This is a genomic window from Micromonospora acroterricola, from assembly GCF_003172955.1.
Lineage (GTDB): Bacteria > Actinomycetota > Actinomycetes > Mycobacteriales > Micromonosporaceae > Micromonospora > Micromonospora acroterricola.
Genome location: NZ_QGKR01000217.1, coordinates 1 through 25,997, shown reverse-complemented (window position 1 = coordinate 25,997; position 25,997 = coordinate 1). Strand labels below are relative to the sequence as shown.

At 73.8% G+C, this 25,997-nt stretch carries 23 protein-coding genes and 1 pseudogene; 15 read left to right on the top strand and 9 right to left on the bottom strand.

Annotation, left to right across the window (positions count from 1 at the left end; translation table 11 throughout):
* Positions 1-50: 50 nt before the first annotated feature.
* Complete coding sequence (gene fdhD / locus DKT68_RS18490) at positions 51-917, top strand: formate dehydrogenase accessory sulfurtransferase FdhD (RefSeq protein ID WP_109818674.1); 867 nt, start codon at positions 51-53, stop codon at positions 915-917.
* Positions 918-934: 17 nt separating this feature from the next.
* On the opposite strand, the gene DKT68_RS18485 is transcribed toward fdhD, so the two are convergent.
* Positions 935-1,642 (bottom strand): GAP family protein, encoded by a 708-nt coding sequence (locus tag DKT68_RS18485; protein WP_109818659.1) that lies wholly within the window; start codon positions 1,640-1,642, stop codon positions 935-937.
* 114 nt (positions 1,643-1,756) lie between these two features.
* Positions 1,757-2,800: a DUF4192 domain-containing protein gene (locus DKT68_RS18480; RefSeq protein WP_109818658.1), complete on the bottom strand. Its 1,044-nt coding sequence runs from the start codon at positions 2,798-2,800 to the stop codon at positions 1,757-1,759.
* Between the two features lie 194 nt (positions 2,801-2,994).
* Between DKT68_RS18480 and DKT68_RS18475 the strand changes: the two genes are divergently transcribed.
* The 5 genes from DKT68_RS18475 (at position 2,995) to DKT68_RS18455 (ending at position 9,690) form a co-directional block, all read left to right on the top strand.
* Complete coding sequence (locus DKT68_RS18475; protein WP_109818657.1) at positions 2,995-3,909, top strand: fructosamine kinase family protein; 915 nt, start codon at positions 2,995-2,997, stop codon at positions 3,907-3,909.
* Positions 3,906-4,919, top strand: a complete 1,014-nt coding sequence (gene moaA / locus DKT68_RS18470) for a GTP 3',8-cyclase MoaA (RefSeq protein ID WP_109818656.1) — start codon at positions 3,906-3,908, stop codon at positions 4,917-4,919. Before DKT68_RS18475 ends, moaA begins: the two co-directional genes overlap by 4 nt.
* A 14-nt stretch (positions 4,920-4,933) precedes the next feature.
* Complete coding sequence (locus tag DKT68_RS18465) at positions 4,934-5,179, top strand: MoaD/ThiS family protein (RefSeq protein WP_109818673.1); 246 nt, start codon at positions 4,934-4,936, stop codon at positions 5,177-5,179.
* Positions 5,180-5,192: 13 nt separating this feature from the next.
* Positions 5,193-6,437 (top strand): metallophosphoesterase, encoded by a 1,245-nt coding sequence (locus DKT68_RS18460; protein ID WP_109818655.1) that lies wholly within the window; start codon positions 5,193-5,195, stop codon positions 6,435-6,437.
* A 61-nt stretch (positions 6,438-6,498) separates the two neighbouring features.
* Positions 6,499-9,690 carry a UvrD-helicase domain-containing protein gene (locus DKT68_RS18455; protein WP_109818654.1) on the top strand — a complete coding sequence of 1,064 codons (3,192 nt, stop codon included), beginning with the start codon at positions 6,499-6,501 and terminating at the stop codon, positions 9,688-9,690.
* A gap of 166 nt (positions 9,691-9,856) precedes the next feature.
* Here the strand turns inward: DKT68_RS18455 and DKT68_RS18450 are convergent, their stop codons facing one another.
* Positions 9,857-10,510 carry a prepilin peptidase gene (locus tag DKT68_RS18450; protein ID WP_109818653.1) on the bottom strand — a complete coding sequence of 218 codons (654 nt, stop codon included), beginning with the start codon at positions 10,508-10,510 and terminating at the stop codon, positions 9,857-9,859.
* A gap of 9 nt (positions 10,511-10,519) precedes the next feature.
* Positions 10,520-11,524 (bottom strand): EamA family transporter, encoded by a 1,005-nt coding sequence (locus DKT68_RS18445; protein ID WP_201749089.1) that lies wholly within the window; start codon positions 11,522-11,524, stop codon positions 10,520-10,522.
* 411 nt (positions 11,525-11,935) lie between these two features.
* Here DKT68_RS18445 and DKT68_RS32055 point away from each other — a divergent pair.
* The 3 genes and pseudogenes from DKT68_RS32055 to DKT68_RS18430 all read left to right on the top strand — a co-directional run.
* Positions 11,936-12,436 (top strand): annotated as a pseudogene (locus DKT68_RS32055) (LppU/SCO3897 family protein); the annotation flags it as partial.
* Between the two features lie 386 nt (positions 12,437-12,822).
* Complete coding sequence (locus DKT68_RS18435; RefSeq protein ID WP_109818671.1) at positions 12,823-13,230, top strand: LppU/SCO3897 family protein; 408 nt, start codon at positions 12,823-12,825, stop codon at positions 13,228-13,230.
* A gap of 141 nt (positions 13,231-13,371) precedes the next feature.
* Positions 13,372-14,613 (top strand): ATP-binding protein, encoded by a 1,242-nt coding sequence (locus DKT68_RS18430; RefSeq protein ID WP_109818651.1) that lies wholly within the window; start codon positions 13,372-13,374, stop codon positions 14,611-14,613.
* 43 nt (positions 14,614-14,656) lie between these two features.
* On the opposite strand, the gene DKT68_RS18425 is transcribed toward DKT68_RS18430, so the two are convergent.
* Complete coding sequence (locus DKT68_RS18425; RefSeq protein ID WP_109818650.1) at positions 14,657-15,205, bottom strand: GNAT family N-acetyltransferase; 549 nt, start codon at positions 15,203-15,205, stop codon at positions 14,657-14,659.
* A gap of 134 nt (positions 15,206-15,339) precedes the next feature.
* On the opposite strand from DKT68_RS18425, the gene DKT68_RS18420 reads away from it, so the two are divergent.
* Both DKT68_RS18420 and DKT68_RS18415 read left to right on the top strand, forming a co-directional pair.
* Positions 15,340-15,885, top strand: a complete 546-nt coding sequence (locus DKT68_RS18420) for a DoxX family protein (protein WP_109818649.1) — start codon at positions 15,340-15,342, stop codon at positions 15,883-15,885.
* Positions 15,886-16,099: 214 nt separating this feature from the next.
* Positions 16,100-17,545 carry a glycosyltransferase 87 family protein gene (locus DKT68_RS18415; protein ID WP_109818648.1) on the top strand — a complete coding sequence of 482 codons (1,446 nt, stop codon included), beginning with the start codon at positions 16,100-16,102 and terminating at the stop codon, positions 17,543-17,545.
* Between the two features lie 4 nt (positions 17,546-17,549).
* Here the strand turns inward: DKT68_RS18415 and DKT68_RS18410 are convergent, their stop codons facing one another.
* From DKT68_RS18410 to moaC, 4 genes are read right to left on the bottom strand one after another with little or no spacing between them, the layout of a single operon-like run.
* Entirely contained in the window at positions 17,550-17,978 is a 429-nt protein-coding gene (locus tag DKT68_RS18410) for a molybdenum cofactor biosynthesis protein MoaE (RefSeq protein WP_109818647.1), read from the bottom strand.
* Positions 17,975-19,231 carry a molybdopterin molybdotransferase MoeA gene (locus tag DKT68_RS18405; protein ID WP_109818646.1) on the bottom strand — a complete coding sequence of 419 codons (1,257 nt, stop codon included), beginning with the start codon at positions 19,229-19,231 and terminating at the stop codon, positions 17,975-17,977. Before DKT68_RS18405 ends, DKT68_RS18410 begins: the two co-directional genes overlap by 4 nt.
* A gap of 52 nt (positions 19,232-19,283) precedes the next feature.
* A complete protein-coding gene (locus tag DKT68_RS18400; protein WP_109818670.1) occupies positions 19,284-19,754 on the bottom strand; it encodes a MogA/MoaB family molybdenum cofactor biosynthesis protein in 471 nt (156 codons plus the stop codon).
* Positions 19,751-20,242 carry a cyclic pyranopterin monophosphate synthase MoaC gene (moaC, locus tag DKT68_RS18395; protein WP_109818645.1) on the bottom strand — a complete coding sequence of 164 codons (492 nt, stop codon included), beginning with the start codon at positions 20,240-20,242 and terminating at the stop codon, positions 19,751-19,753. Before moaC ends, DKT68_RS18400 begins: the two co-directional genes overlap by 4 nt.
* Positions 20,243-21,108: 866 nt before the next feature.
* On the opposite strand from moaC, the gene DKT68_RS18390 reads away from it, so the two are divergent.
* The 4 genes from DKT68_RS18390 to DKT68_RS18375 all read left to right on the top strand — a co-directional run.
* Positions 21,109-23,637: a putative bifunctional diguanylate cyclase/phosphodiesterase gene (locus tag DKT68_RS18390; RefSeq protein ID WP_109818644.1), complete on the top strand. Its 2,529-nt coding sequence runs from the start codon at positions 21,109-21,111 to the stop codon at positions 23,635-23,637.
* A 56-nt stretch (positions 23,638-23,693) separates the two neighbouring features.
* A complete protein-coding gene (locus tag DKT68_RS18385) occupies positions 23,694-25,049 on the top strand; it encodes a glycosyltransferase 87 family protein (RefSeq protein ID WP_109818643.1) in 1,356 nt (451 codons plus the stop codon).
* Between the two features lie 41 nt (positions 25,050-25,090).
* A complete protein-coding gene (locus tag DKT68_RS18380; protein WP_109818642.1) occupies positions 25,091-25,723 on the top strand; it encodes a phosphoribosyltransferase in 633 nt (210 codons plus the stop codon).
* Positions 25,724-25,742: 19 nt separating this feature from the next.
* Positions 25,743-25,997 (top strand): TFIIB-type zinc ribbon-containing protein (locus DKT68_RS18375; protein ID WP_109818669.1); only part of this gene is annotated, 255 nt, incomplete at its 3' end.

Below are 25,997 nucleotides of genomic sequence, written 5' to 3'. Positions count from 1 at the left end.
GATGCCCGGTGGCCGTGCGGGCGTACCGGCACGGGGTGCAGGATGGCGGGATGGGACGGGCGACTGACCGACGGGGCGTACTCCGCATCGACCTGGACGCGGCGGCCGACGGGCGGGGGTCCGTCCGCCGGCCGGACAGCCTCGCGGTGGAGGAGCCGCTGGAGATCCGGGTGGGCGCGGCCGGTCCCGGCCGGCGGCAGCCGCTGGCGGTCACCATGCGCACCCCCGGGGACGACCTGGACCTGGCCATCGGGTTCCTGCTGACCGAGGGGCTGATCCGGTCGACCGACGACGTGCACACCGCCCAGCTCTGCGCCGGCGCGGAGACGCCGAACACGTACAACGTGGTGGACGTGGTGCTCTCCCCCGGCGTGCCGGAACCGACCACCGACCCGTCCCGGAACTTCTACACGACCAGTTCCTGCGGAGTCTGCGGCAAGGCCAGCATCGACGCCGTCCGCACCCGCTCGCTGTTCCCGGTCGCGGCGGACCCGCTCACCGTGCCGGCCGCCCTGCTCGCGGAGCTGCCCGACCGGCTGCGCGCCGCCCAGCGGGGCTTCGACCGGACCGGCGGGCTGCACGCGGCGGGGCTGTTCACGCCCGCCGGCGAGCTGGTGGTGCTCCGGGAGGACGTGGGCCGGCACAACGCCGTGGACAAGGTGATCGGTTGGGCGGTGCGCGAACGCCGGCTGCCGTTGGCCGGGCACCTGCTGCTCGTCTCCGGCCGGGCCAGCTTCGAGCTGACCCAGAAGGCGTGGATGGCCGGGTTGCCGCTGCTGGCCGCGGTCTCCGCGCCGAGCACCCTCGCCGCCGAGCTGGCCGACGAGGCGGGGATGACCCTGGTCGGCTTCCTGCGCGGCCGGACCATGAACGTCTACGCGGGCCCGCACCGGATCACGGTCGAGCAGCCGGCCTGAGGCGGCGGGCCCGGAGTTCAGCGGTTGAACAGGTCGAACAGGTCCAGTCGTACCGCCGCGTCGCGGGCGATCAGGAAGCCGACGATGCCGAGAAGCCAGCCGAAGGCGCTGCCCGCCTTCGTGATGATCCAGGTGTTGAGTCGGGCCAGCAACGGCTCGACCCACGCCGGGCGGGCCACCCGGGCCGTCAGCAACAGCACCGCCGGCAGCACCATCACCACGCAGTAGCCGGCGAGCAGCGCCACCACGGACGCCGGGCCGACCCCCGAGGTGGCCAACAGGCCCACCGCCCCGAGGTACGGGAGCATGGTCGCCACCTCGGCCAGCGCGGCGAGCAGCGCCAGCCCGACCAGCCAGCGCGCCGAGGAGTCGCCGGCGGTGGCCCGGTCCCGCCACCGCAGCACGCCGCCGCCGCGAGGGCGCCGCCGACCGTCGTAGCGGAAGCTGAGCAGGAGGAGCGCGACGCCCAGGACGAGTTGCGCCCAGAGCACGGTGCGGTTGTCCAGTGCCCCGCCGAGCGTGGCCGCAAGGCGGCTGCCACCCCAGACGAGCAGCAGCCCGACCGCGAGGTAGAACACGGCGATCGTGCCGAGATAGGTGAGGATCCGCCGGACACTGACCGGGCCGGGCGCGAGCAGCAGCCAGACCGGGATGAAGAGCGTGCCGATGCTGGTGCTGTCGACGAGCGCCAGCCCGGCCAGCGACAGCAGCAACCCGGCGGTCATCTCGTACCCGTGTGGAGAGCGAACACCAACTCATTGTTCGGGGGCGGCTGCCCGACCGCCTCGGTCGTGAACGGGAGAAGCGCGTACATCGTTCGGCGGAGGCCCCGGGGCCGCTCAACGGCCACGTCGGCGTCGCCTGCGGGGACGGACCACGCCGGGCATGCCGACCGACGGCCAGCCGTCCAGGTCGGACGGGGGAACGCCACGCCGGAGCAGGTCGTCCAGGAGCAGGGCCAGCGAGTAGGCGGGATGCAGGCCCAGCGTGCGCTCCAGCGCGACCGCCGCCAGCGCCCCCTGCCCCGCCCGCCAGGCGGCGAACGCCAGCAGCGCGCCGGGTGCGGCGATCAGCTCCGGTTCGGCGCGGCGGAACACGTCGGTCCAGAGGGCGATGTCCCCGTCGCGACCGTCGGTGCGCTCCCAGGCGTGGTCGCGGATCGGCAGGTGGGTCAGCAGGAGGCTCAGCCAGGCCACCTCGTCGTCGTCGAGCCGCTCGCCGTGCCGTTGCCGTCGTTGCGCCGCACGGACGGCCGCCACTCCGGCGGAGCGCAGCGCCCGGCCCCCGAGCAGGTCGCTCGCGGGCGCCTGCCCGACCAGCTCGGTCATGCGCTGCTCGGCCCGCACGGCCGCCGCGCGCAGCACGGCCCGGGACGGGCCGTCCACCGGCGACACCTGAGCCACGAGAGCGGCCCGGTCGGGGAGCGCGACCTGGCCGGCGAAGACCGCCGTGGCGGTCACCTGGCTGGCCGCCGGGTCGTAGCGCCGGCCCTCGGGTGGGCAGCAGTCGGCCTCGGCGCAGAGGTAGGACCACCAACGGCCGTCGGTCACCCGCAACGCGTCCAGCACGTCCAGCCCGGCCCCGGTCAGGGCGGCGCGTACCGCGTCGACGCTGGGCGTCACCCGGTCGGGTGGCCCGTAGCCGATCACGGTCGCGGCCTCCGCGCCCTGCCGGTGGATCACCCGGGCCAGGTGCCGGGCCGGCTCGACCGGGTCGGCCGACGGATCGGGCAGGTCGGCGCGGGCGGCGAAGATGATCCGCCGCCCGCGCAGCGCCACGGCGACCACGCTGTCGGCGGGGTGGAAGCCGAGCAGGTACGGCACGGCGGCGAGCATGTCGGCGGGTGAGCGGACGGCGAGGCGGGGGTGTTCGGTCGAGGTCATGTCGGGAGCCTGCGACCGGCTCGCCCGGCTCCGCCGCCCCTGTGGACGACACGCGGCTTATCCACAGTCACCCACCGTGTTGTCCCTGCTCAACGCGCATCCACGAGTGCTGGGATCCGGCCGGTTCCGCCCCTGACCGGCCGGATGTGTTCGGGCGGCACCGATGTGTCGTGGGGAGCGGTTACCGTGCGCTGATGGACCTGGCGTACCTGCGCGCGCACCCGGCACACCTGCCGACGTTCCTAACCCACCAGCGGATTCGGGAGACGCCGGTCGCCGGTGGGGACATCTGCGCCGCCGCCCGGCTCACCCTGGACGACGGCCACTCGGTCTTCGCCAAGTCCTGGCCCGAGCGGGCCGGCCGGCCGGTGCCGGAGGGCTTCTTCGCCGCCGAGGCGGCCGGGTTGCGCTGGCTGCGGGAGGCCGGCACGATCCCCGTACCCGAGGTGATCGTGGCGTTGCCCGACCTGCTGGCGCTCGACTGGGTGGAGCCCGGCGAGCCGACGCCGGAGGCGGCCGAGCGCCTCGGTCGGGAGCTGGCCGGCCTGCACCGGGCCGGCGCACCGACCTTCGGAGCGGCCTGGCCCGGTTTCATCGGGGCGCTCCCACAGGACAACACCCCCGACGACGGCCCCTGGTCGACGTGGTTCGCCGAGCGACGGCTCGCTCCCTACCTGCGGCGCTCTGTCGACGGCGGCGCGTTGAGCGGCGACGACGCCGCGCTGGTCGAGCAGGTGATCGACCGGATCGCCGAGTTCGGCGGGGACGAGCCGCCGGCCCGCGTCCACGGCGACCTGTGGCCGGGCAACGTGCTCTGGGGCGCCGACGACCGGGCCTGGCTGGTCGACCCGGCGGCGCACGGCGGGCACCGGGAGACGGATCTCGCCCAGCTGGCTCTCTTCGGCGGTGTCCCGCACCTCGACCGCGTCCTTGCCGCCTACCGGGAGAGCTGGCCGCTCCCCGACGGCTGGCGCGAACGGGTGCCCCTGCACCAACTGCACCTGCTGCTCGTGCACACCGCCCTGTTCGGCAGCGGATACCGCGATGCGGTCATCCAGAACGCCCGCGCCGCCCTGGGCCGGCCCGAGCGCGCTACGGTCGACAGGTGAGCGTCGCCCCGCGGACCGACGGCGTCCTCGTCGACCGGTACGGCCGGGTCGCTCGGGACCTGCGCGTGTCCCTCACCGACAAGTGCAACCTCCGGTGCACGTACTGCATGCCGGCCGAGGGGCTGCCCTGGCTGGCCGGCCCCGAGCTGCTCAGCGACGAGGAGATCGTCCGGCTGGTCCGGGTGGCCGTCGAGCGGCTCGGCGTGACCGAGGTGCGGTTCACCGGCGGCGAGCCGCTGATCCGGCCCGGGCTGGTCGGCATCGTGGCGGCGGTCGCCGCGCTGGATCCCCGCCCACGGATCTCCCTGACCACCAACGGCATCGGCCTGGACCGGCTCGCCCCGGCGTTGCGTACGGCCGGCCTCGACCGGGTGAACGTCTCGCTGGACACCCTGGACCCGGGCCGGTTCACCCAGCTCACCCGCCGCCCCCGGCTGGACGCGGTGCTGGCCGGGCTCGCCGGGGCCGCCGCCGCCGGGCTCAGCCCCGTGAAGATCAATTCTGTGTTGATGCGCGGCGTCAACGAGGACGAGGCGCCGGCCCTGCTCCGTTTCGCCGTCGAGCACGACTACCAGCTGCGGATCATCGAGCAGATGCCCCTGGACGCCCAGCACGGCTGGGACCGCAGCACGATGGTCACCGCCGACGAGATCCTCACCTCCCTGCGTACCCGGTTCGACCTCAGCCCCGACCCGGCCGAACGCGGCGCGGCGCCGGCCGAGACCTGGCTGGTCGACGGCGGCCCGGCCCGGGTCGGCGTGATCGCCAGCGTCACCCGCCCGTTCTGCGGCGACTGCGACCGCACCCGACTGACCGCCGACGGTCAGGTCCGCGCGTGCCTCTTCGCCACCGACGAGTCCGACCTGCGTGCCGCGCTTCGCGGGGGCGCGGACGACGACGACCTGGCCGGGCGCTGGCGCACCGCCATGTGGGGCAAGCGCGCCGGGCACGGCATCGACGACCCCACCTTCCTCCAGCCGACCCGGCCGATGTCCGCGATCGGAGGCTGAGAGAGGTGGACCCGATGCGGCTGACCGTCCGCTACTTCGCCGGCGCGCGCGCCGCCGCCGGCCGCGCCGAGGAGGTCACGGCCGCCGGCCGGTCTCTCGACGACCTCACCGTCGAGCTGGCCCAGCGGCACGGCGACCGACTCGCCGCCGTGCTGCGGGTGGCGAGTTTCCTGGTGAACGGCGTCACCTGTCATGATCGTCAGGCACCCCTGCCGGGCGGGGCCACGATCGACATCCTGCCGCCGTTCGCGGGCGGCTGAGGGAGGCGCACGGATGATGGCGGTTCTGGGGTTCGTGACCGTCCTGGCGCTGGTCACCGGTCTCATCCACCTGTACCTGTGGAAGCGGCTGATCCGCGACACCACCACGCCGGGCCGCTGGCGGCGGATCGGCGGGATCGCCGCGCTGGTGCTGGCGCTGCTCGTGCCGCTCACCCTCGCGGGCACCCAGGCCGGGCTGTACTGGCTCGCCTGGCCGGGCTTCCTCTGGCTCGCGCTGATGTTCTACCTGCTGGTCGTGCTCGCCGTGCTGGAAGTGCCGATGCTGGTCACCCGGCTGGTGCTGCGCCGGCGGGTGGTCGCCGCCGAGCCGACCACCGCCGCGCCCGAGCCGGTGCTGGTGGGCGCGGCCGGGCCGACCGAGCCGCCGGCCACCGGCGCCGTCGCGGCACCGGACCACGACCCGGCCCGCCGGCTGCTGCTGGCCCGCGGGGCGGCCATCTTCGCCGGCCTCACCGCCGCCGCCATCACGGGGTACGGGGTCCGCACCGCGCTCGGCCCGCCGCAGCTGGACCGGGTGCAGATCCCGCTCGGCAAGCTCCCCCGCAGCATGGACGGCCTGCGCATCGCCACCGTCTCCGACATCCACCTCGGCCCGTTGCGCGGCCGGGCGCACACCGAGCGCATCGTCGCGGCGATCAACCGGCTCGACGCGGACCTGGTCGCGGTCGTCGGTGACCTGGTCGACGGCTCGGTCGCGGAGCTGGGGTCGGCGGCCGCGCCGCTGCGCGACCTGCGGTCCCGGTACGGCAGTTTCTTCGTCACCGGCAACCACGAGTACTACTCCGGGGTGGAGGAGTGGGTCCAGGAGGTGGACCGGCTCGGCCTGCGGGTCCTGCAGAACAAGCGGCAGGAGATCCAGGCCCGGGGCGGCGTGCTCGACCTGGCCGGCGTCAACGACCTGTCCGGCACGGGCACCGGCCTCGCCGCCGGGCCGGACTTCGCCGCCGCCCTCGGCGACCGCGACCGGAACCGGCCGGTGGTCCTGCTCGCGCACCAGCCGGCCGCGGTGAGGGAAGCGGCGCGGTACGGCGTCGACCTGCAACTGTCCGGGCACACCCACGGAGGGCAGGTGGTGCCGTTCAACCTGGCCGTCCGCCTGGAACAGCCGGTGGTCAGCGGGTTCGGCGAGATCGACGGCACCAAGGTCTACGTGACCAACGGCGCCGGTTTCTGGGGTCCACCGGTCCGGGTCGGGGCCGAGCCACAGATCACCCTGGTCGAGCTGCGCTCGGCATAGCGGACGTCACGTCCGCGCGTGGCGGGAGGCGACCGGCGCGGCGGGCGTGACAGGATGCGGCGTGCCCCCGTTCAGCGCCGTACCCCCCGGTGGCCTCCCGCCATTCGTCGCGGACCTGCACATCCACTCGAAGTACTCGCGCGCGTGCAGCCGCGACCTCACTCTGCCGAACCTCGCCTGGTGGGCCCGGCGTAAGGGCATCGCCCTGCTCGGCACCGGAGACTTCACCCACCCCGCCTGGTACGACCACCTGCGGGAGACACTGCGCTCGGCCGAGCCGGGGCTCTACCGGCTCGACCCGGACGCGGAGCGGGACGTCGCCCGCCGGCTGCCGCCCCGGCTGGCCGGCACGGCGGACGCGGACCCCGTCCGGTTCATGCTGAGCGTGGAGATCTCCACCATCTACAAGCGGGACGACCGGACCCGCAAGGTGCATCACCTGATCTACCTGCCCGACCTGGACGCGGTGGCCCGGTTCAACGCGGCGCTCGGCCGGATCGGCAACCTCGGCTCCGACGGCCGGCCGATCCTCGGCCTGGACTCCCGGGACCTGCTGGAGATCACCCTGGAGGCGAGCCCGGACGGCTACCTGGTCCCGGCGCACATCTGGACGCCGTGGTTCTCCGCGCTGGGCTCGAAGTCCGGCTTCGACGCGATCGCCGACTGCTACGCCGACCTGGCCGAGCACATCTTCGCCGTGGAGACCGGCCTCTCCTCCGATCCGGCGATGAACTGGCGGGTCGGCAGCCTGGACGGCTACCAGTTGGTCTCCAACTCGGACGCGCACTCCCCGCCGGCACTGGGCCGGGAGGCGACCGTGCTGACCGCCCAGCGGGACTACTTCGCCGTTCGGGAGGCGCTGCGGACCGGCGACGGCCTCGCCGGCACCATCGAGTTCTTCCCGGAGGAGGGCAAGTACCACGCGGACGGGCACCGGCTGTGCGGGGTCAACTGGTCCCCGGAGCGGACCCGGGCCGCGGGTGGGCGCTGCCCCGAGTGCGGCAAGCCGCTGACCGTGGGGGTCCTGAGCCGGATCGAGGAGCTGGCTGACCGCGCCGAGGGGCACCGACCGGCCCACGCCCGGGACGTCACCCATCTCGTGCCGCTGGCCGAGATCCTCGGCGAGATCAACAAGGTGGGCGCCCGCTCGAAGAAGGTCGAGGGGCGGTTCAACGAGCTGCTCGCCGCGCTCGGCCCCGAGCTGGAGATCCTGACCACGACGCCGTTGCCCGACATCGCGCAGGCCGGCGGCGAGCTGCTCGCGGAGGGCATCGGGCGGCTGCGGCGCGGCGACGTACGCCGGGTGCCGGGCTACGACGGCGAGTACGGAGTGATCACCCTCTTCGACCCCGCGGAGCTGGGCGCCGGCGGCGGCACGGCCCAGGAGACGCTGTTCGACGTACCCGTGCCGGCGCAGCGGCGATCCGCGGAGGCGGCAGCCCGCGCCACGGTCAAGCGCCCGGCGGCGGCGAAGGCGGAATCGAAGCGCAAGGCGGCTCCACCGCCCGCCCCGCCGATCGCATCGCCGCCGTCGCCGCACGAACCGTTCGAGCCGATGCTCGCGGGCATGGAGGAGGTCGGCACCGGTCTGCTGGACCGGCTCGACGCGATGCAACGGGTGGCCGCGTCCGCGCCCGGGGGCCCGCTGCTCATCGTGGCCGGCCCCGGCACCGGCAAGACCCGGACGCTGACCCACCGGATCGCGTACCTCTGCGCGGAGCTGAACGTCTTTCCCGAGCACTGCCTGGCCATCACCTTCACCCGCCGGGCGGCCGAGGAGCTGCGGCACCGCCTCGACAGCCTGCTCGGCCCGGTCGCCGAGGACGTCACCGTGGGCACCTTCCACGCGCTGGGGCTGACCATCCTGCGGGAGAACGCCGACGCGGCGGGCCTGCCGGCCGACTTCCGGATCGCCGACGACGCGGAGCGGGCGGCGGCCCGGTCGGAGGCCGGCGACGACCAGACCGGCTACATCGCGCTGCTGCGCAAGCAGGACCTGGTCGACCTGGACGAGCTGGTGAGTCTGCCGGTGGAGCTGCTGCAGGCCGACCGGGAGCTGGTCGGACGGTACCGGGACCGCTGGCGGTGGATCTTCGTCGACGAGTACCAGGACGTCGACGCGGTGCAGTACGAGCTGCTGCGGTTGCTCAGCCCGGCGGACGGCAACCTCTGCGCGATCGGCGACCCGGACCAGGCGATCTACTCTTTCCGGGGCGCCGACGTCGGCTACTTTCTGCGCTTCTCCGAGGACTTCGCCGACGCCCGGCTGGTCCGGCTCAACCGCAACTACCGCTCCTCGGCGCCGATCCTGGCCGCCGCCGTGCAGGCCATCGCGCCGTCCTCGCTGGTCCGCGGCCGGCGGCTCGACCCGGCCCGGCTCGACCCGGAGGCGCCACTGGTCGGCCGCTACCCCGCGGCCTCCGTCGCCGAGGAGGCCGACTTCGTGGTCCGCACCGTCGACGAGCTGGTCGGCGGGCTGTCCCACCGGTCACTGGACTCGGGTCGGATCGACGGCCGGTCCACCTCGCTGTCGTTCTCCGACATCGCCGTGCTGTACCGCACCGACGCGCAGGCCGCACCGATCGTGGACGCCCTCGCCCGGGCCAACATCCCGGTGCAGAAGCGTTCGCACGACCGGCTGCGGGACCGGCCCGGGGTTGCCGCCATCGCCCGGGAGCTGCGGCACGCGAACGGGTTGGCCGGCTCGCTGGCCGCCCGGGTGCGGCTGGCTGGGCAGGTGGTCGCGGAGCGGTTCGCGGTGCCCACCCTGGACGGCACCGTCGCGGGTCGTCCCGAGGACGTCCGCTCGGCGGTGGAGCTGCTGACCCCGCTGGCCCGGCGCTGCGGCGACGACCTGGAGACGTTCCTGTCGCAACTGGCCACCGGCGCTGAGGTGGACGCGCTCGACCCGCGCGCGGAGGCGGTCACCCTCCTCACCCTGCACGCCGCCAAGGGCCTTGAGTTTCCGGTGGTGTTCCTGGTCGGCGCGGAGGACGGCCTGCTTCCGCTGCGCTGGCCGGGCTCGACGCCGGACGAGGACGCGGTCGCCGAGGAGCGCCGGCTCTTCTTCGTCGGCCTGACCCGGGCGCAGGACCGGCTGTACGTCAGTCATGCGGCCCGTCGGACCCGGCACGGCGTCGAGCGCGACTCCGACCCGTCACCGTTCCTCGGTGTCATCGACCCCGGCCTGTTCGAGCGGTTCGGCGAGACCGAGCCGAGGCGACCGAGGGACCGCCAGCTCCGCCTCATCTGACGAAGCCCTACCGCGCCGATCCGCCCGAGGTGGCTGGGTGGGGTTCGGACGAATGAACGCGATACCTCACAGTCATATTTATGCCTCTGAGGTATCACGCTCACTCGGGCGAGCGCCGCCAGCGGCGTCACGCACAGTGAGATCGGCGGCGTTGCGGCGGGCCGCGTCAGCCGAGGAGCACCGCGAGCCACGCGCCCGCGAGCAGGGCCGGCCCGAGCGGCAGCAGGGTGTCCCGGCGCACCCGCCGCGCGGCGAGCAGGCCGAGCACGATGCCTCCGTGCAGCAGGTGGGGCAGGAGCAGGCCGGCCAGCAGGGCGTCCCGGCCCAGCCAGCCGAGCGGCAGGCCGAGGACGGCGGCGAGCTTCACGTCCCCGAAGCCCAACCGCGAGCCGGGCAGCAGGGCCAGCAGCACGTACGCCGCGCCGGCGACCGCCGCACCGGCCAGAGCGCCGAGCAGCCGCCATGGGTCGTCGGCCAGCAGCGCCGCGGCGGACAGGCCACCGAGAGCGAGCAGCGCCGCGGCGAGGACCAGCGGGTCGGGCAACCGCAGGCAGGCGAGGTCGACCCCGGCCAGCAGCAGCCCCACCGCCGCCACCGCGAGGAACACCGGCAGCGCCGGGTCGTCACGCAGTGCGACGGCGAGCCCGACGAAGACCGTGCCCGCCACCACCGGACTGAGCCACGCCCGCGCGCCGGGCCGCAACCCCGGAGCGGCCGGCGACCGGGCCGCCGGGGTGGTGAAGCGCCGGGCCAACGGAGGGACGGCGAGGCCGATCAGCGCGCCGAGCAGCGCGAACGGCACCAGCGCGGCGGCCGACATGGGCGGACGTTACCGCCGGTCGCCCGCGGACGCGGTCCCCGATCGCGATACCGGGCGCGACCGGCTCGGGCGTTCCGTGCTCACCACCAGCGCCACCCCGGCGACGATGACCGCGCCGCCGAGCACCACCTGGGGAGTGATCGGCTCGGCCACCAGCAACGCGCCGAGCGCCACCGCGACGGCCGGGTTCACGTAGGCGTACGTCGAGACCAGCGAGATGGGCGCGTTGTGCAGCAGCCAGACGTACGCGGTGAAGGCCACCAACGAACCGGCCACCATGAGATAGCCCAACGCGAGCCAGGATCGGGTGCTGACCTCGGCCGGGTGGAAGTCGCGCAGCTCGCCCCGACCGGCGGCGACGACAGCCAGCACCAGCGCGCCGGCCACCATCTCGTACACCGTGGCGACGAACGGATCGGCGGGCATCCGGATCCGGCCGGAGAGGAACGATCCGACCGACCAGGAGGTGGCCGCCGCGACCACGGTCAACGCGCCGACCAGGGGCACGGCGTCCGCGCTGCCGGCGGGAAGCACCAGCAGGACCAGACCGGCGAAGCCGAGGCTGACCCCGGCGAACGTCCACAGCGGCGGCCGGTCCCCGTTGGCGGAGCGCAGCAGCACCACGAGCAGCGGCACGGTGGCCACCAGCAGCGCGGCGATCCCGGACGGCACCGCCACTCCGGGCGGCCCGGACTCGGCGAGCACCACGAGGCCGTTGCCGCCGGCCAGCAGGAGCACCCCGATGAGCGCGGCGGAGCCGAGCTGCCGGCGGTCCACTCGCAACGCGCCCGGCCCTCGACGCAGCCGCAGCACAGCCGCCAGCACCAGGCCGGCGACGGCGAACCGCAGGGCGGCCGAGGTGAGCGCGGGCAGGGTCTCCACCGTGATCCGGATGGCCAGGTAGGTGGAGCCCCAGAGCACGTAGACCACGATCAACGCGGTCCAGATCAGGGCGGGCGCGGCGCCGGCGCGGCGGCCGGTCAGGGCCACGGCACTCGGTGGAGATGAGCTCATCGGTGGACCACGCTACGGTGACCTCGGAGTCGGCGTCGCGCATTGGTGGCCGGCCTCTCACCACTTGTGCAGGAGGGCGGCATGACGAACTACGGGCCACCGGGTGGTGGCGGCGGAGGACCGTGGCGCGGGCAACGACCCGACGAGACGCCCGGACGGCCGCCCCAGCAGCCCTACCCGCCGGCGTCACAGGGGCGACCCGGGTCCTACGGCGGTGTGCCCGCCGCGCCCTACCCGGGCGGCGGCTCCGCAGCGCCGCACGGTGGTGGGCCCCAGTCGCCGTACGGTGGCAGGCCGGAGACGCCGTACGGGGGCGGGCCGGAGACGCCCTACGGGGATTCGGGGAGCCCCTACGGTGGCGGGTCGTACCGGCCGACGGAAACGACCCCGGCGTACGGCGGCGGTGATCCGTACCGACCCGACGACGGCCCGTACGGCGGGGACCCCGCGCCGGCGCCGAGCGGGCGCGGTCGAGGCCCGCTGATCGCGGTGCTGGCCGTCCTGCTGATGCTGGTGGTGGCCGGCGGCGGCGCGTACTGGTTCCTCAGCGGTTCGGACGACCCAGCCCCGGTGGCCGCGCCGACCGATCCGGCCGTTGCGCCCAGCGCTGACGCGACCGACCCGGCCGCGCCAGCGCCGAGCGCCCCGGCGCCGGAGTCGTCGGCCGACCCCCGGTTCGTCAAGGTCGGCCAGTGCGTCCGCAACGATGGCGTGGCCGGCGGCAAGCCCAAGCTGCTGATCAGTGGCTGTGCCCCCAAGTCGTACCAGGTGCTGCGCCGGATCGACGGCGCGACCAGCGGCGAGCGCGACGCCGAGGCCAAGTGCGCGAAGGTCGAGGGCTACACGAACTGGTACTTCTTCGACAGCGAGCTGGACACCCTCGACTTCGTCCTCTGCCTCAAACAGCGCTGAGACCACCCACCCCTGGGGATGAGATGACAACCTACGGACCATCGGGTTCCGGGCAGCCGGACGACCCGTACCAGCGGCCGACGACCGGCCCCGACGGCTTGCCGCCGGTGGATCCGACCCTGCCACAGTGGGGCCCGCCGCCGGGCGGCGCCGAGCCCCCGACGGCACCCCTGTGGGGCCCGCCGGCAGGCGGCGCCGAGCCGCCGACCGCACCCGCATGGGGTCCGCCGCCGACCCCGGGCGCGGGTTACCCGCCACCGCCCGGTCCGTTTCCGCCGGCCGGGCCGACGGCAGGCCCGCCGGGCGCGCCGTGGGGCCCGCCGGCGCCCGGCGGGTACGGGATGCCGCCCGCCGCTCCGGTGCGGAAGACCGGCCGGAAGGTCGCCCTGATCATCGCGCTGGTGGTGCTGCTCCTGCTCTGCCCGTGCCTCGGCCTGGCGGGTTGGGCGGTCTGGAGGACCGCCTCCTCCGACAGCGGTGTGGCGTCCGCTCCGTCGGCGAGCGCGCCGGCCGTTCCGCCCGCGCTACCCAGCGACGAGCCGACCTCGGCCGCGCCGAGCCCGAGCGAGGTGGAGTTCGCCAAGGGCGACTGCGTGGTCAACGACGGCACCGAGGACGACGCGGAGCTGCGCAAGGTGCCGTGTGGCCCGAACACCTACCAGGTGCTGCTGCGGATTCCGGCGACCAGCGACGGGGACCGGTGCGAGACGCTCGCACCGCAGGCCACCGCGAACTACGTGCACGACAACTCGATCGACCTCTTCGACTACGTGCTCTGCCTGAAGAAGCGGTAGCGGGTAGCCGGTAGCCAAAACTAGGGCTGTCTAGCGTCCACGCTAGACAGCCCTAGTTTGTTGTCGACGGTTCCGACACGCCCGTAGCCCCATCTATCCATCTCTAGCCTCTCGACTAGAGGGCCCGATACTGTGCGATGCGTGGATCCGGTCCGCAACCCGTACGCACCGGGCGCCGGCCAGCGCCCGCCCGAACTCGCCGGGCGGGGGCGGGAGCTGGACGTCTTCGACATCGTGCTGGAGCGCATCGCCCGAGGTCGACCCGAGCGCAGCCTGATGCTCACCGGGCTGCGCGGCGTCGGCAAGACCGTCCTGCTCAACACCCTCCGGTCGCAGGCCATCAACCGGCTCTGGGGCACCGGCAAGATCGAGGCCCGGCCGGACCAGTCCCTGCGCCGCCCGGTCGCCGCCGCGCTGCACATGGCGGTCCGCGAGCTCGCACCCCGGCACCGCGCACCCGATCGGATCGACGCCTTCCTCGGGGTCCTCAAGGCGTTCGCGCAGCGCTCCGCCCCGACCGGTCGGGGCGGGGCCGCCCCGAAACTGCGCGACCGGTGGCAGCCGGGCATCGACGTGCCGGCGGCGAGCGGTCGAGCCGACTCCGGCGACATCGAGATCGACCTGGTCGAGCTGCTCAGTGACGCCGCCGCCGTGGCCAGCGACGTGGGCACCGGCATCGCCGTCTTCATCGACGAGATGCAGGACGTCGGCCCGGAGGACGTGTCGGCGCTCTGCGCCGCCTGCCACGAGCTGTCCCAGCTCGGCGCACCGCTGATCGTCGTCGGCGCCGGCCTGCCGCACCTGCCGGCCGTGCTCAGCGCCGCCAAGTCGTACTCCGAGCGGCTCTTCCGCTACCAGCGCATCGACCGGCTCGACCGGATCGCCGCCGACCAGGCGCTCTGCGCGCCGGCCGAGCGCGAGGAGGTCGAGTACGAGCAGAAGGCGCTCGACCTGCTCTACGAGAAGTCCGGCGGCTACCCCTACTTCGTCCAGGCGTACGGCAAGGCGACCTGGGACCACGCTCCGCGCTCGCCGATCACCGCCGCCGACGTCCGCGTCGCCGCACCGGAGGCGGAGGCGGAGCTGGCGGTCGGCTTCTTCGGCTCCCGGTTCGAGCGGGCCACTCCCGCCGAACGCGAGTACATGCGGGCGATGGCCACGCTGTCCCTGGTGGAAGGCGACGCCGGGGGCGTGGTCCGCGACGACATGGATGCGGCGGTGCCCACCGCGGAGATCGCCCGAGCCCTCGGCCGCAAGCCGGCCAGCCTCTCCCCGGCCCGGGACGCGCTGATCAAGAAAGGCTTGATCTACTCCGGTGAGCGGGGCACGGTGGCCTTCACCGTCCCGCACTTCGGCCGATACCTACGCACGCAGCCGGCCTGACGGCCGCGACCCCGGGCTACACGGCAACGCGGACCCGACGTGGTCAGACGCGCGACCAGGGCGCCGGAAAGAGGACCTCGCCGCGCGGCGGCGGCCCCTCCTCGCTCGTGGACGGCGGCAGCACCAGCGCCTGCCAGGGCTCACCGAGACCGGCCCACGGGCTCGTCAGGCCCAGTTCACCTGCCCGGCCGAAACCGAACCGGCGGTAGAAGGCCGGGTCACCGAGGACGACGATCAGCCGCTCGCCCAGCTCGGTGGCGGCGTCCAGTGCGGCCTGCACCACCGCCGTGCCGTGCCCCATCCGCTGCCGCTGGGGCGCGACCGCCACCGGACCGAACGCGAGGGCGGGCGCGTCACCGCCCCGCTCCGGTCGCACCCGCACACGGGTGAGCAGCGCGTACCCGACCACCTCACCGCCGTACTCGGCCACCATGGCCAGCTCCGGCACCCAGGCGTCGGTGTCGCGCAGCTCGTCGACCAGGCCCACCTCCGGCGGTGTCGCCACGTCCGGCCGGGCGAACGCGGCGGCCAGCACCCGGCGCACCGGGCCGGCGTCGGCCGGGTCCTCGGGTCGTAGCCGCAGCGCCGTCACCCGCGCGACGTTACCCCCGACGGTGGGTCCATCAGTGATGGTCGCTCGAATCGGCGTGGCGCGCGTGCACGGCGACCGATCCGGATCCGGCGGTTGCCGGGGTAGCAAACGCCGCGACGGGGTATGACTGATCCATGACGCCCGTACGCAGCCTTGCCCGCGCCATGCTGAGCGGCATCTTCGTGGTCAGCGGGTACCGCAACTTCCGCAACCCGGACCGGCTGGCGCCGACGGCCCAGCCGGTGACCGACAAGGTCGCGCCGATCCTGCAGAAGGCGCACCCTCGCATCCCCACCGACACCGAGACGCTGATCCGGCTCAACTCCGCGGTGCAGGTCACCGCCGGGCTGATGCTGGCCACCGGGCGGTTCAGCCGACCCGCCGCGCTGGTCCTCGCCGGCACCCTGGTGCCCGTGACCATCGCCGGGCATCCCTTCTGGAACAACGACGACCCGGTGGCCCGCAACAACAACCAGGTCCACGTCCTGAAGAACCTGGGCCTCTTCGGCGGCCTGCTGCTCGCCGCCGCCGACACCGGAGGCAAGCCCGGTCTGCGTTGGCGGACCGGCCACCGCATCGGCCACTCTCGACGTTCCGTGCGACGCGCCGTCCGTACCGCCCGTCGGGAGGCCCGGATCGCCGTCCGATCCGCCTCCACCGCACGTCGACTCCCGGGCTGACCTGCCTCGATCCCTTCCGCCCGCACCCCACCCCCCGCTAAGGCCACGAATTACCTGAACCACCCGGTAGGCGTTAACGCGGTGGAAATGTCAAAAACATGTGTGGGATCGGACACGGTCGCATAACGCGGGAGGCACTGACGTGAGGCGCCGTTCTAGGCTCCGTGCAGGACCTGGACGGGTAGGACGACCTTGGTACGGGGGTGGCCACGCCATGCCGACGACTGTCGGTAGACGGGCGGACCGCCTCGCCCAAGTCCAACGCGTGACGCGTGGGATCGATCGCAGGAAAGTCGTACGGGGCGCCATCGTGGCCGCCGTCGCCTACGCCGCATGGCTCGCCATCGGCGCGTTCGGGCGGCCGTACAACTTCTTCGACATGAAGATCTACCACGGCGCGGTGGTGTGGTGGGCGAGCGGTCACGAGCTCTACGAGTTCATCGCGCCCGGCACAACCCTCGGTTTCACCTACCCGCCGTTCGCCGGGCTGGTCATGCTGCCGATGGCACAGTTGACGATCGGCGCGGCCGGGATGGTCAACGCTCTGGCCAGCATCGCCGCGCTGGCGCTGGTGCTGGCCGGGCTGCTCCGCCCGATCGTGGACCGGCTGGGCTGGCCGCTGTGGTTCACCGTGGCCCTGGCGGTGCCGCTCGCGCTCGCCATCGAGCCGAGCCGGGAGTCCCTCGGCTACGGCCAGGTCAACATCCTGCTGTTCGCGCTGATCATGGCCGACCTGATCGGGCTGCGCTGGCGCTCTCGCCGGGGCACCCACTACGCCGCGACCGACGGTCCCCTGCTGCGCTTCGTCTACGGCGGCGCGTGGGCCGGCGCCGGCATCGGCCTGGCCACCGCGGTCAAGCTCACCCCGGCGCTGTTCATCGCGTACCTGCTGATCACCCGCCAGTGGCGGGTGGCGGCCACCGCCATCGGCACCACGATCGGCGTGACGGTGGGAAGCTTCGCGGTCGTCGGCGACGAGTCGCGGGCGTACTTCGGCAGCGTGCTCTGGCAGACCGAGCGGGTCGGCGCGGCGGACATGACGCCGAACCAGTCGCTCGCCGGCCTGTTGGCCCGGCTGTACGACTCGATCGAAACCCCGGGGCTGCTGTGGCTCGCCTTCTCAGTGCTGATCCTGGCGCTGGGCCTGTCCCGGGCGGCCAGTTCCCGCGCCGACGGTGACGAGCTGACCGCGTTCACGCTGGTTGGTCTGACCGCCAACGTGATCTCCCCGATCTCCTGGACGCACCACCTGGTCTGGGTGATCCCGGCGATCATCGTGCTGGCCGACGCGGCGGTGCGCCGCCGGGAGGCGAGCCGGGGGTTGGCGCAGCGCACCGGCCAGGGCCCGGCGTTCGGCGGGCTGCCCGGGGTCAACGGGCTCCGCCCGCCGATCTGGTACCCCACGCTGACCGGGCTCCGGCACGGGGTCGCCGCGGTCGGCCTCTACCTGCTCTTCCTGATCTCCCCGATCTGGCCGTACGAGCACCAGTTGCCCGAGGTGTCGCACTACCAGGACGGTCTCTTCGGCGCGCTGATGGAGAACTCGCTGGCGCTGGCCCTGATCCTGCTGGTCGCCGCGTTGCCGTGGCGCCCGGGCGCCGAGCCGGCGTTCTACGGCGATCGGCTCGCGCGGGCCGTGGCGGTGAGCGGCCGCCGCTGACCGGTCAGGGGCAGTTGACCCATTCCTCGGTGCCGTCGGCGAAGACCTGCCGCTTCCAGATCGGCAGCCGGGCCTTGGCCTCGTCGACCAGCCGGGCGCACGCCGCGAAGGCCGCCGCGCGGTGCGCGGTGCTCACCGCGGCGACCAGCGCCACGTCACCGATCGCCAGCGGACCGACCCGGTGCGAGACCGCCACCGCGTAGACGTCGGGGTCGGCCGCGATCTCGGCGGCGACCTCGCGCAGCACCTGCTCCGCGCTCGGGTGCCCCTCGTACTCGAGGCTCACCACCGGGCGGCCGTGGTCGTGGTCGCGGACCACACCCTGGAAGGAGACCACCGCGCCGGCCCGCCGGTCGGCGACCGCCGCCTCGTGCGCGGCCAGGTCGAGCGGCTGGTCGGTGACCTCACCGAAGGTGAGCGCCGGCGCGGTCACGACGCCCGCTCCCCGGTCAGCAGCGGCAGCGGCACGATGGGCACCCGGTCGCCCTGCCCCCCGTTGGTGCCGGGCCGGATGACGGCGAACCCGTCCGCCCCGGCCAGGCCCCGCAGCATCGCCGAGCCGACGTGGCGCACCGGGAACGCGGTGCCGGATGCCCGGTCGAGCCGGACCAGCGCCAGGTGGGTGTGGTCGCCGCGACCGGGCACCGCCTCAGCCAACGTGGCCTGCGGCAGCACCGGCATCGGACGGCCCTGGAGACCGGCGAGCAGCGGGGCGACCAGCGACACCAGCGCGACGATCGCGGACTGCGGGTTGCCCGGCAGCCCCGCGACGAAGCGGACCCGCCCGTCGTCGCCGGCCAGCCGGGCCAGCAGCATCGGGAAGCCCGGCCGGACCGCCACCGTGTTGACCACGTAGTCGGCGCCGAGCGCCGCCAGGGTCGGGTGCAGGTGGTCGACCGGGCCGTGCATCGTGCCACCCGTGGTGCAGACCAGGTCGGCGTTGGCCAGCGCCGCGCGTAGCGCCGCCACGTGCGCGGGCAGCGTGTCGGCCACCGGGCCCACCACGTCGGACGGACGGATCTGGCAGCCGTAACGGCGCAGCCACGCGGGCACTGCCGGCCCCAGCGCGTCCCGGACCCGACCGGCCGCGGGCGGGCCCTCGGTGAGCAGCTCGTCGCCGAAGACCAGCAGCGCCGCGCGCGGCGCCCGCCGGACCCGCAGCGTGTCGTGCCCGCAGGAGGCCGCCAGGCCGATCACCGCCGGGTCGACCGGGGTGCCGGCCGGCAACAGCTCCTCATCGGCGTACGCCTCCTCGCCCGGCTGCCGCCACTCCGGGGTCTGCCGGGGCGTGCCGCTGACCAGGTCGGCGGTGGTGGTGGACTCCTCGACGCGCAGCACGGCGGTGGCGCCTTCGGGCACCATGGCGCCGGTCGCGATTTCGACGGTCGTGTTGTCCTCGGTGAGCGGCGCGGGTGTGTTGCCGGCCAGCACCCGGCCGACGACCCGCCACGGGCCGGCGCCGCGCACCGCCCAGCCGTCCACGCTGGAGGTGGGGAACGCCGGCAGGTCGGTGCGGGTGGTCAACGGCTCGGCCAGGGTCAGCCCGTCGGTGTCGACCAGGGGCCGGGCGACGGCGGGAAGCGCGGCGGCCAGGCCGACCGCGTAGACCCGGGAGCGCGCCTCCTCCCACCCGGCCGGCGGGGGCGCGGCGACCCGGTCGGCGGTTGGCGCGGTTTCCGTGCTCACCGACCGAGCCTATCGGGACGGACCGACACGCGCCGGGCCTGGGCGCGGACGGTCAGTGGTCTCCGCCGCGAAGTTGGTCGACGGCGTGCCCGAGGATCGGACCGAGCACCGCCAGCCCGTCGCGGGCGCCGCCGGTCGAGCCGGGCAGGTTGACCACCAGCGTGCGGCCGGACACCCCGGCCAGGCCCCGGGACAGCACCGAGGTGGGCACCCGGTCGCGGCTGTACGCGCGGATCGCCTCGGCGATGCCGGGAATCTCGTAGTCAAGCAGCTCCCGGGTCACGTCCGGTGTCCGGTCCGACGGGGTGACCCCGGTGCCACCGCTGGTCAGCACCACGTCGATGCCGTCGGCGACGGCGGCCCGCAGGGCCACGCCGACGGGCTCGCCGTCGGGCACCACCACCGGCTCGTCGACGTCGCAGCCCAGCTCGACCAGGCCGGCGACGAGCAGCGGGCCGCTGGTGTCGGCGTAGACGCCGGCCGCGGCCCGGTTGGACGCGACGATCACCCGGGCCCGGATCACGGCCGGTCCTCCGGTCGGACCCACTCGCCGGTCTTGCCGCCCTCCTTGCGCAGCACCCGGACCGCCTCCACCGAGGCCGCGGGGTCGACCGCCTTCACCATGTCGACCAGGGCGAGACCCGCGACGGCGACCGCGGTGAGCGCCTCCATCTCCACCCCCGTCCGGTCCGCCGTGCGGGCGGTGGCGGTGATCTCCACGGTGTCGGTGGTCAGCCGAAGGTCGACGGTGACGCCGTGCAGGGCGATCGGGTGGCAGAGCGGGATCAGATCCGGGGTGCGCTTGGCGCCCATGATGCCGGCCAACCGGCCCACGGCCAGCGCATCACCCTTGGGCAGCCCGTCGCGTTGCAGCAGGTCGACGACCTCGGGGGTGGTCCGCAGCCGGCCCGCCGCGACGGCCAGCCGGCCGGTGACCGGCTTGGCGGAGACGTCGACCATGCGGGCCGCGCCGGCTTGGTCGACGTGGCTGAGCTGCGCGGGTTCGGTCACGACGCCGAGCCTATCGGTGCGGTACGACGGATGCCGGGAAGGAGCGGCGTCGCGTTCCCGCACCGAGCGGTACTGCGTTTTCGCGCGCTCGTTATCTAATGGATTAGGTCGGATTGAGTCGCGGTCGGTAACCATTCCACTGCCGTTCACAACCCGGGTCGCATTCGAACATGTGTCGGAGATCGATGCAGCGGATGCACGTGCACCCGGGCGGAATGCGAAGGGCAGATGAACGGCCAGCATCGTGAACACCGTCTGTCGCTTCGGCGCTCCATTGTGCAACTTGACATCGGCAAGCCGCGTCATGGTCAGTCAACCCGTGAACTCGGTCGGTCCCGAAATCCAGATCGGTAGGTGTTTGGATGATCACTTTGGGAAGATTGGCGTTGACCGGAATTCGAACGACGCCGTTGGTGCCGGCCGCGACCGGTGGGTAATCAGGCCTGGAGCAGGGATTCATCCGACCGGGCCCACCCTGAGCCCGAACTCCGGATGAGGCCGGGGAGGCTGCTCGTCAGACTGGGGAGGAGCACCTGGGCGGGCCCGGTGCGCATCGGCGGACGGCAGTTGGCAACATGCGAGCCGCAGGTCGAGAAGTTTGACCGCGCTCCGTTCAGGGGCCGTGGACACAACGTCACAAAACCCTCCAGCTTGGCTAATGTTGCGCATACCGACATTTATTGCTGCTAACTACATCGAGTCCGTCTTAGGCTCTCGTCACGAAGCCGCCCGGGGATACGAAACCCGGGCCGGAATGAGTGGAGGGAGCGTGCAATGCGCGGCAGCGACTGGCACTGACATCCGAGTGACACTCAGCGGTAAGCTCCCGTCGTCAGCGTGTAACTGTCGGCGACGGCAGGAGCTTCATGAGTCGGACCACACCAGAGACCACCAGGACAGACCGGCAACTGCTGTTGCTCGTCGGTCTCGTCGTCGCGCTGGCGATCGGTCCGACTCTCATCGCCTTCGCCGACGTGCTGGCCCGCCCGCCTGACTCGGTGAACGACGCGGCGACCATCGTCGCGCTGACCTTCATGACGGCCCTCGGGACGATCGTCAAGGCACCGATCCGTATCCGCTCGACCACGCACGCCATCACCTGGATCGAGGCGGCGATCGTGATCGGGCTGGCGGTGGCCCCACCCGCCTGGGTGGTGCTGGCGACGGGGACGGGCGTCGCGATCGCATCGGCCATCATGAAGCTCCCTGCGATCAAGACGGCGTTCGGCGTCAGCAAGAACATCCTGGTCGCCGGTGGGGCGAGCGCCATGGCACTGGCGGTGCACTGGCAAGGGTCGCCGATGAGCATGGCGGAGCTCGTCACTCTGCTGGGCGCGATCTACCTGGTGGCCGCCCTGTTGGACGACCTGCTGGCGATTCCGGTCATCGCGCTCGCGAGCGGCACCCGGATCTCCCGGCAATTCCTGAACAACCTTGACCTCCGGCTCGCCGGCTTCGGTGTGCGGTTCGTCGTCGTCCTCTGCACGCTGCTCATCCTGCGAGCCGACCCGCGACTGCTGCTCGCCGTCCCACCCCTCATGTTGAGCCTGCACCTTGCCTACTCCGCGCGGATCCGGGGCCGCAGCGAGCAGCAGGCGTGGCAGCGACTCGCCCGGACCACCGACGCGCTCAACGTCGTGGACCTCGACAACGTCCTCACCACCGCCGTCACCCAGGCCGCCGAGCTGTTCTCCGCCGACGAGGTCGAGATCGAGCTGCACGACGGCGGCCGCACCCTGCGTGGCGGCACCGGTGGCATCACCTTCGACGGCCCGAGCGGCACGCCCACCGACGTGGACGGCACCATCGTTCCCACACCGTTGGAGGGGCACGACAGCTCCGTCGACGTGGGCGTGCTGCGCCTGCGTTTCCGCGGCCCGGTCCAGCTCTCCGAGCGGGAGCAGTACACCCTGCGCACCTTCGCCTCCGCGCTCTGCACGGCGGTACGCAACGCCCAGGCGTACGCGGAGCTGGCCCGTGTGGCCGACGAGCACGCGTACGCGGCCGCGCACGACGCGCTGACCGGTCTGGCCAACCGCCGGCACCTGCTCGACCAGGGCACCGAGCAGTTGAGCGCCCGGCACGCGGACGGGGTGACCGCGCTCGTGCTGATCGACCTCAACCATTTCAAGGAGGTCAACGACACGCTCGGGCACGCCGCCGGCGACCAGGTGCTGGTGCAGGTCGCCGAACGCCTGCGGGCCGCCGCCCAGGGCGGTGACCTGGTGGCCCGCCTCGGCGGCGACGAGTTCGCCGTACTCCTGCGTGGGCTGCCGGCCCCGGCGGTGGCCGCACACCGGGCGGAGACGCTGCTCGCCGCGTTGCACGAGCCGTTCGAGCTGGACGGCATGCGCATCAGCGTCGAGGCCAGTGGCGGGATCTCCGTCGCCCCGGCCAGTGGCGGCATGGCCGAGCTGCTGCGCCGCGCCGACGTGGCGATGTACCAGGCGAAGCGGGCCGGGCAGCGCATCACCACGTACGCCCCCACCCGGGACACCGCCGACCTGGGCCGCCTCACCCTCGGCGGTGACCTGCCACGGGCGGTCGCCGACCACGAGTTCATCGTCAACTTCCAACCGATCGTCGACCTGGGCACCGGCGAGGTGACCAGCGCGGAGGCGCTGGCCCGCTGGCACCACCCCACCCACGGCATGATCGATCCGCTGCGCTTCCTGGAGGCGGTGGAGCGCTCGGGGCTGCTGCCGGCCTTCGCCGAGGCGATCCTCGACCAGGCGTTGATCGCGGCGGCCGGTTGGCGAGACGCTGGCTTCGACGTACCGGTCGCGGTCAACGTGTCCCCGCGCAGCCTGCTCGACGCGCGGTTCCCCGGCTCGGTGCTGGCTCGCCTGCGGGCCCACGACCTGCCGCCGGACCGACTGGTGCTGGAGTTGACCGAGACGCTGACGCTCAGCCAGCTCGACGTGGTCGACCGGGTGCTGAGCCGGCTGCGCGACGAGGGCGTCCGGTTGGCGCTGGACGACTTCGGCACCGGCTACTCCTCCCTCTCGCTGCTCTCCCGGATCCCGGTGCACGAGCTGAAGATCGACCGAAGCTTCGTGACGACCATGGAGAGTTCGGCCGAGGCTGCCGCGGTCATCCGCTCCACCCTCGACCTGGGCCGCAGCCTGGACCTGGACGTGGTGGCCGAGGGGGTGGAGAGCGAGCCGCAGCGACGGGCCCTCTGGGAGCTGGGCTGCACCGCCGGCCAGGGGCACCTGTTCGCCCGGCCGATGCCGGCCGGCACCCTGCTCGCGGCGTTGCAGCGCGGCTCGGGCGGGCGCCCGGGCGCCCTCGCACCGGCCCTGCACGACGCCGGCGCCGTGATCCGCCTGAGCCAGAACCGCCGCCAGGCCGGCCGAGCCCGCCCCGACCGCGTCCCGCACCTGCCCGCCTGAGGCGCCGGCCCGCCTGACCCGGCCACCCCGTGGCGGGGTCTGCCAGACTGGCGCGCGTGACCGCCGACGACCCGACCGCCCTCCGCCGTCGCTGGCAGACGCTCGACACCGCCGCCGGCGGGCTCGCCCTCGACCTCGTCCTCTACGCCGTCTCGGCGGTCTTCGCAGCGATCACCGCGGTCACCTCGACGCTGCTGCCGCACCGGGCCTGGGGTGCGGTCGCCGCCGTCGGCTACCTGGTCGCGACGCTGGCGGTGATCGTCCAACTCCTGCTCCGCCGACGCATCCCGGCCTCCCGGCTGGCCGGTCTGCCGGCCCGGTGGACCGTCACCGGGGTCACCTGGGCGAGCACCACGCTGCTACCCCTGCTCTGGCAGAGCGTCGAGCGAGCCAGCGGACGCACCGACCGGGCGCAGGAGGAGGTGCTGGTCGTGGAGCAGGCCGGCGCGCGCCTGCTGGAGCACGGCACGCCGTACCTCGGCCCCGACGCCATCGCCGCCCTGCCGGCCGGCGAGCAACTGCTCGGCTACACCCCGTACCAACCGGGCATGGCGCTGTTCGGCCTGCCCAGAGCCCTCCTGGACGCGTGGTGGACCGACGCCCGCGTCTGGTTCGCGGTGGGCACCGCGCTGGCGCTCGCCCTGGCCGTGGCCGCCCTGCGCGCCGCGCCGGCCACCGCCCGCCGTGCCCGCACGGCGACACCCGCCGGTCCGGACCACCCTCGCGATGCGGCCCTGCTGCGGGGCGTGCAGGCCGCCACCGTCCTGCCCATCTGCGCGCTCACCCTCGCCACCGGCGGCGACGACCTGCCCGTACTCGCGCTCTGCCTGCTTGCCCTCGCGTTCGCCGCCGCCGACCGACCAGGTCGGGCCGGCCTCGCGGTGGGCCTGGCCGGCGCACTGAAGCTGTTCGCCTGGCCGGTCGCCCTGGTCCTGATCGTCTGGGGGCTGACCCGGCGGGCCGGCACCCGGGTCGCGGCCGGCGCGATCGGGCTGCCCGTCGCGGCGCTGCTGCCGGCGCTGCTGGTCGACCGCGACGCGCTGATCGAGAACGTGCTGCGCTTCCCACTCGGCCACGGCCTGGTCACCAGCCCCGCACAGTCCCCATTTCCCGGCTACCTGATCGCCAACGCGCTGCCCGCCGGCCGGCTGGTCGCGGCCGCGCTGCTGGTCGCGGCCGGCCTGGCCATCGCCGTCCGGCTCGCCCGCCGCCCGCCGCGCACCGCCGTGGCCACCGCGCTGATCTGCGGGTACGGGTTGCTCGTCGCGATCGCCCTGATGCCCTCGACCCGGTTCGGCTACCTGCTGTACCCGCTGGCCCTGCTCACCTGGGCCCCTGCCCTGCACCGCACCGTCGCCCCGGCGACCGTGCCGGCGCCGGGGGAGCTGTCCGGTCGGACCACTTCGGTCTAACTGTCGGGCGGAACGACGCGGCAGGGCGTAGACCTGAAGGCATGACCACGTACCGCGACCGCGCCGAGGCGGGCCAGGTGCTCGCCGAACGGCTGACCGCACTCATCGGCGAGCCGGACGTCGTCGTCCTGGGCCTGGTCCGCGGCGGCGTGCCGGTGGCCCGGGTCGTCGCCGAACGGCTCGGCGCGCCACTGGACGTACTGGTGGTCCGCAAGCTCGGCATGCCGTGGGCCCGGGAGGTCGCCTTCGGCGCGCTCGGCCCCGGCGGAGTGCAGGTGCTCAACGACGCGGTGGCCAGCCGGCTCAGCAGCGACGACATCGCCGAGGTCAACCACCGGGAGCAGGCCGAGCTGGAGCGCCGGGAGCAGCTCTACCGGGGCGGCCGCCCGCCGCTGGACCTCGCCGGGCGGACCGCGGTGATCGTCGATGACGGTCTGGCCACCGGCGCGACCGCGCGCGCCGCCGTGGAGGTCGTCCGCCGCCTCGGGGCCCGCCGGGTCGTGGTCGCGGTGCCGGTCGGCGCGCAGGAGGCGTTCGAGCTGCTGGCCGCCGAGGCTGACCAGGTCGTCTGCGCCCAGCGCCCGCAGGATTTCGGCGCGGTGAGCGTCTACTACGAGGACTTCCACGAGGTGTCCGACGACGAGGTGATCGAAGCGCTTACCGCGACCGCGTGACTCGACCGGGTACCTTCGGATGATGAGTCTCACCTGCCCCAAGTGTCACGGAGAAATGCGTCAGTACGAGCGCAGCGGCGTCGTCATCGACCAGTGCGGGGAGTGCCGAGGCATCTTCCTCGACCGCGGCGAGCTGGAGAAGCTGTTCGAGGCGGAGGCCAACTGGAGTCGCCAGCAGGCCGGCGGCCCGCCGCAGCCCGCCCAGCAGCCGGGTGGCTACCCGCCACCGCACGCCCCGGCGCAGCACCAGCCGGGCTACGGTGCGGTTCCCCCG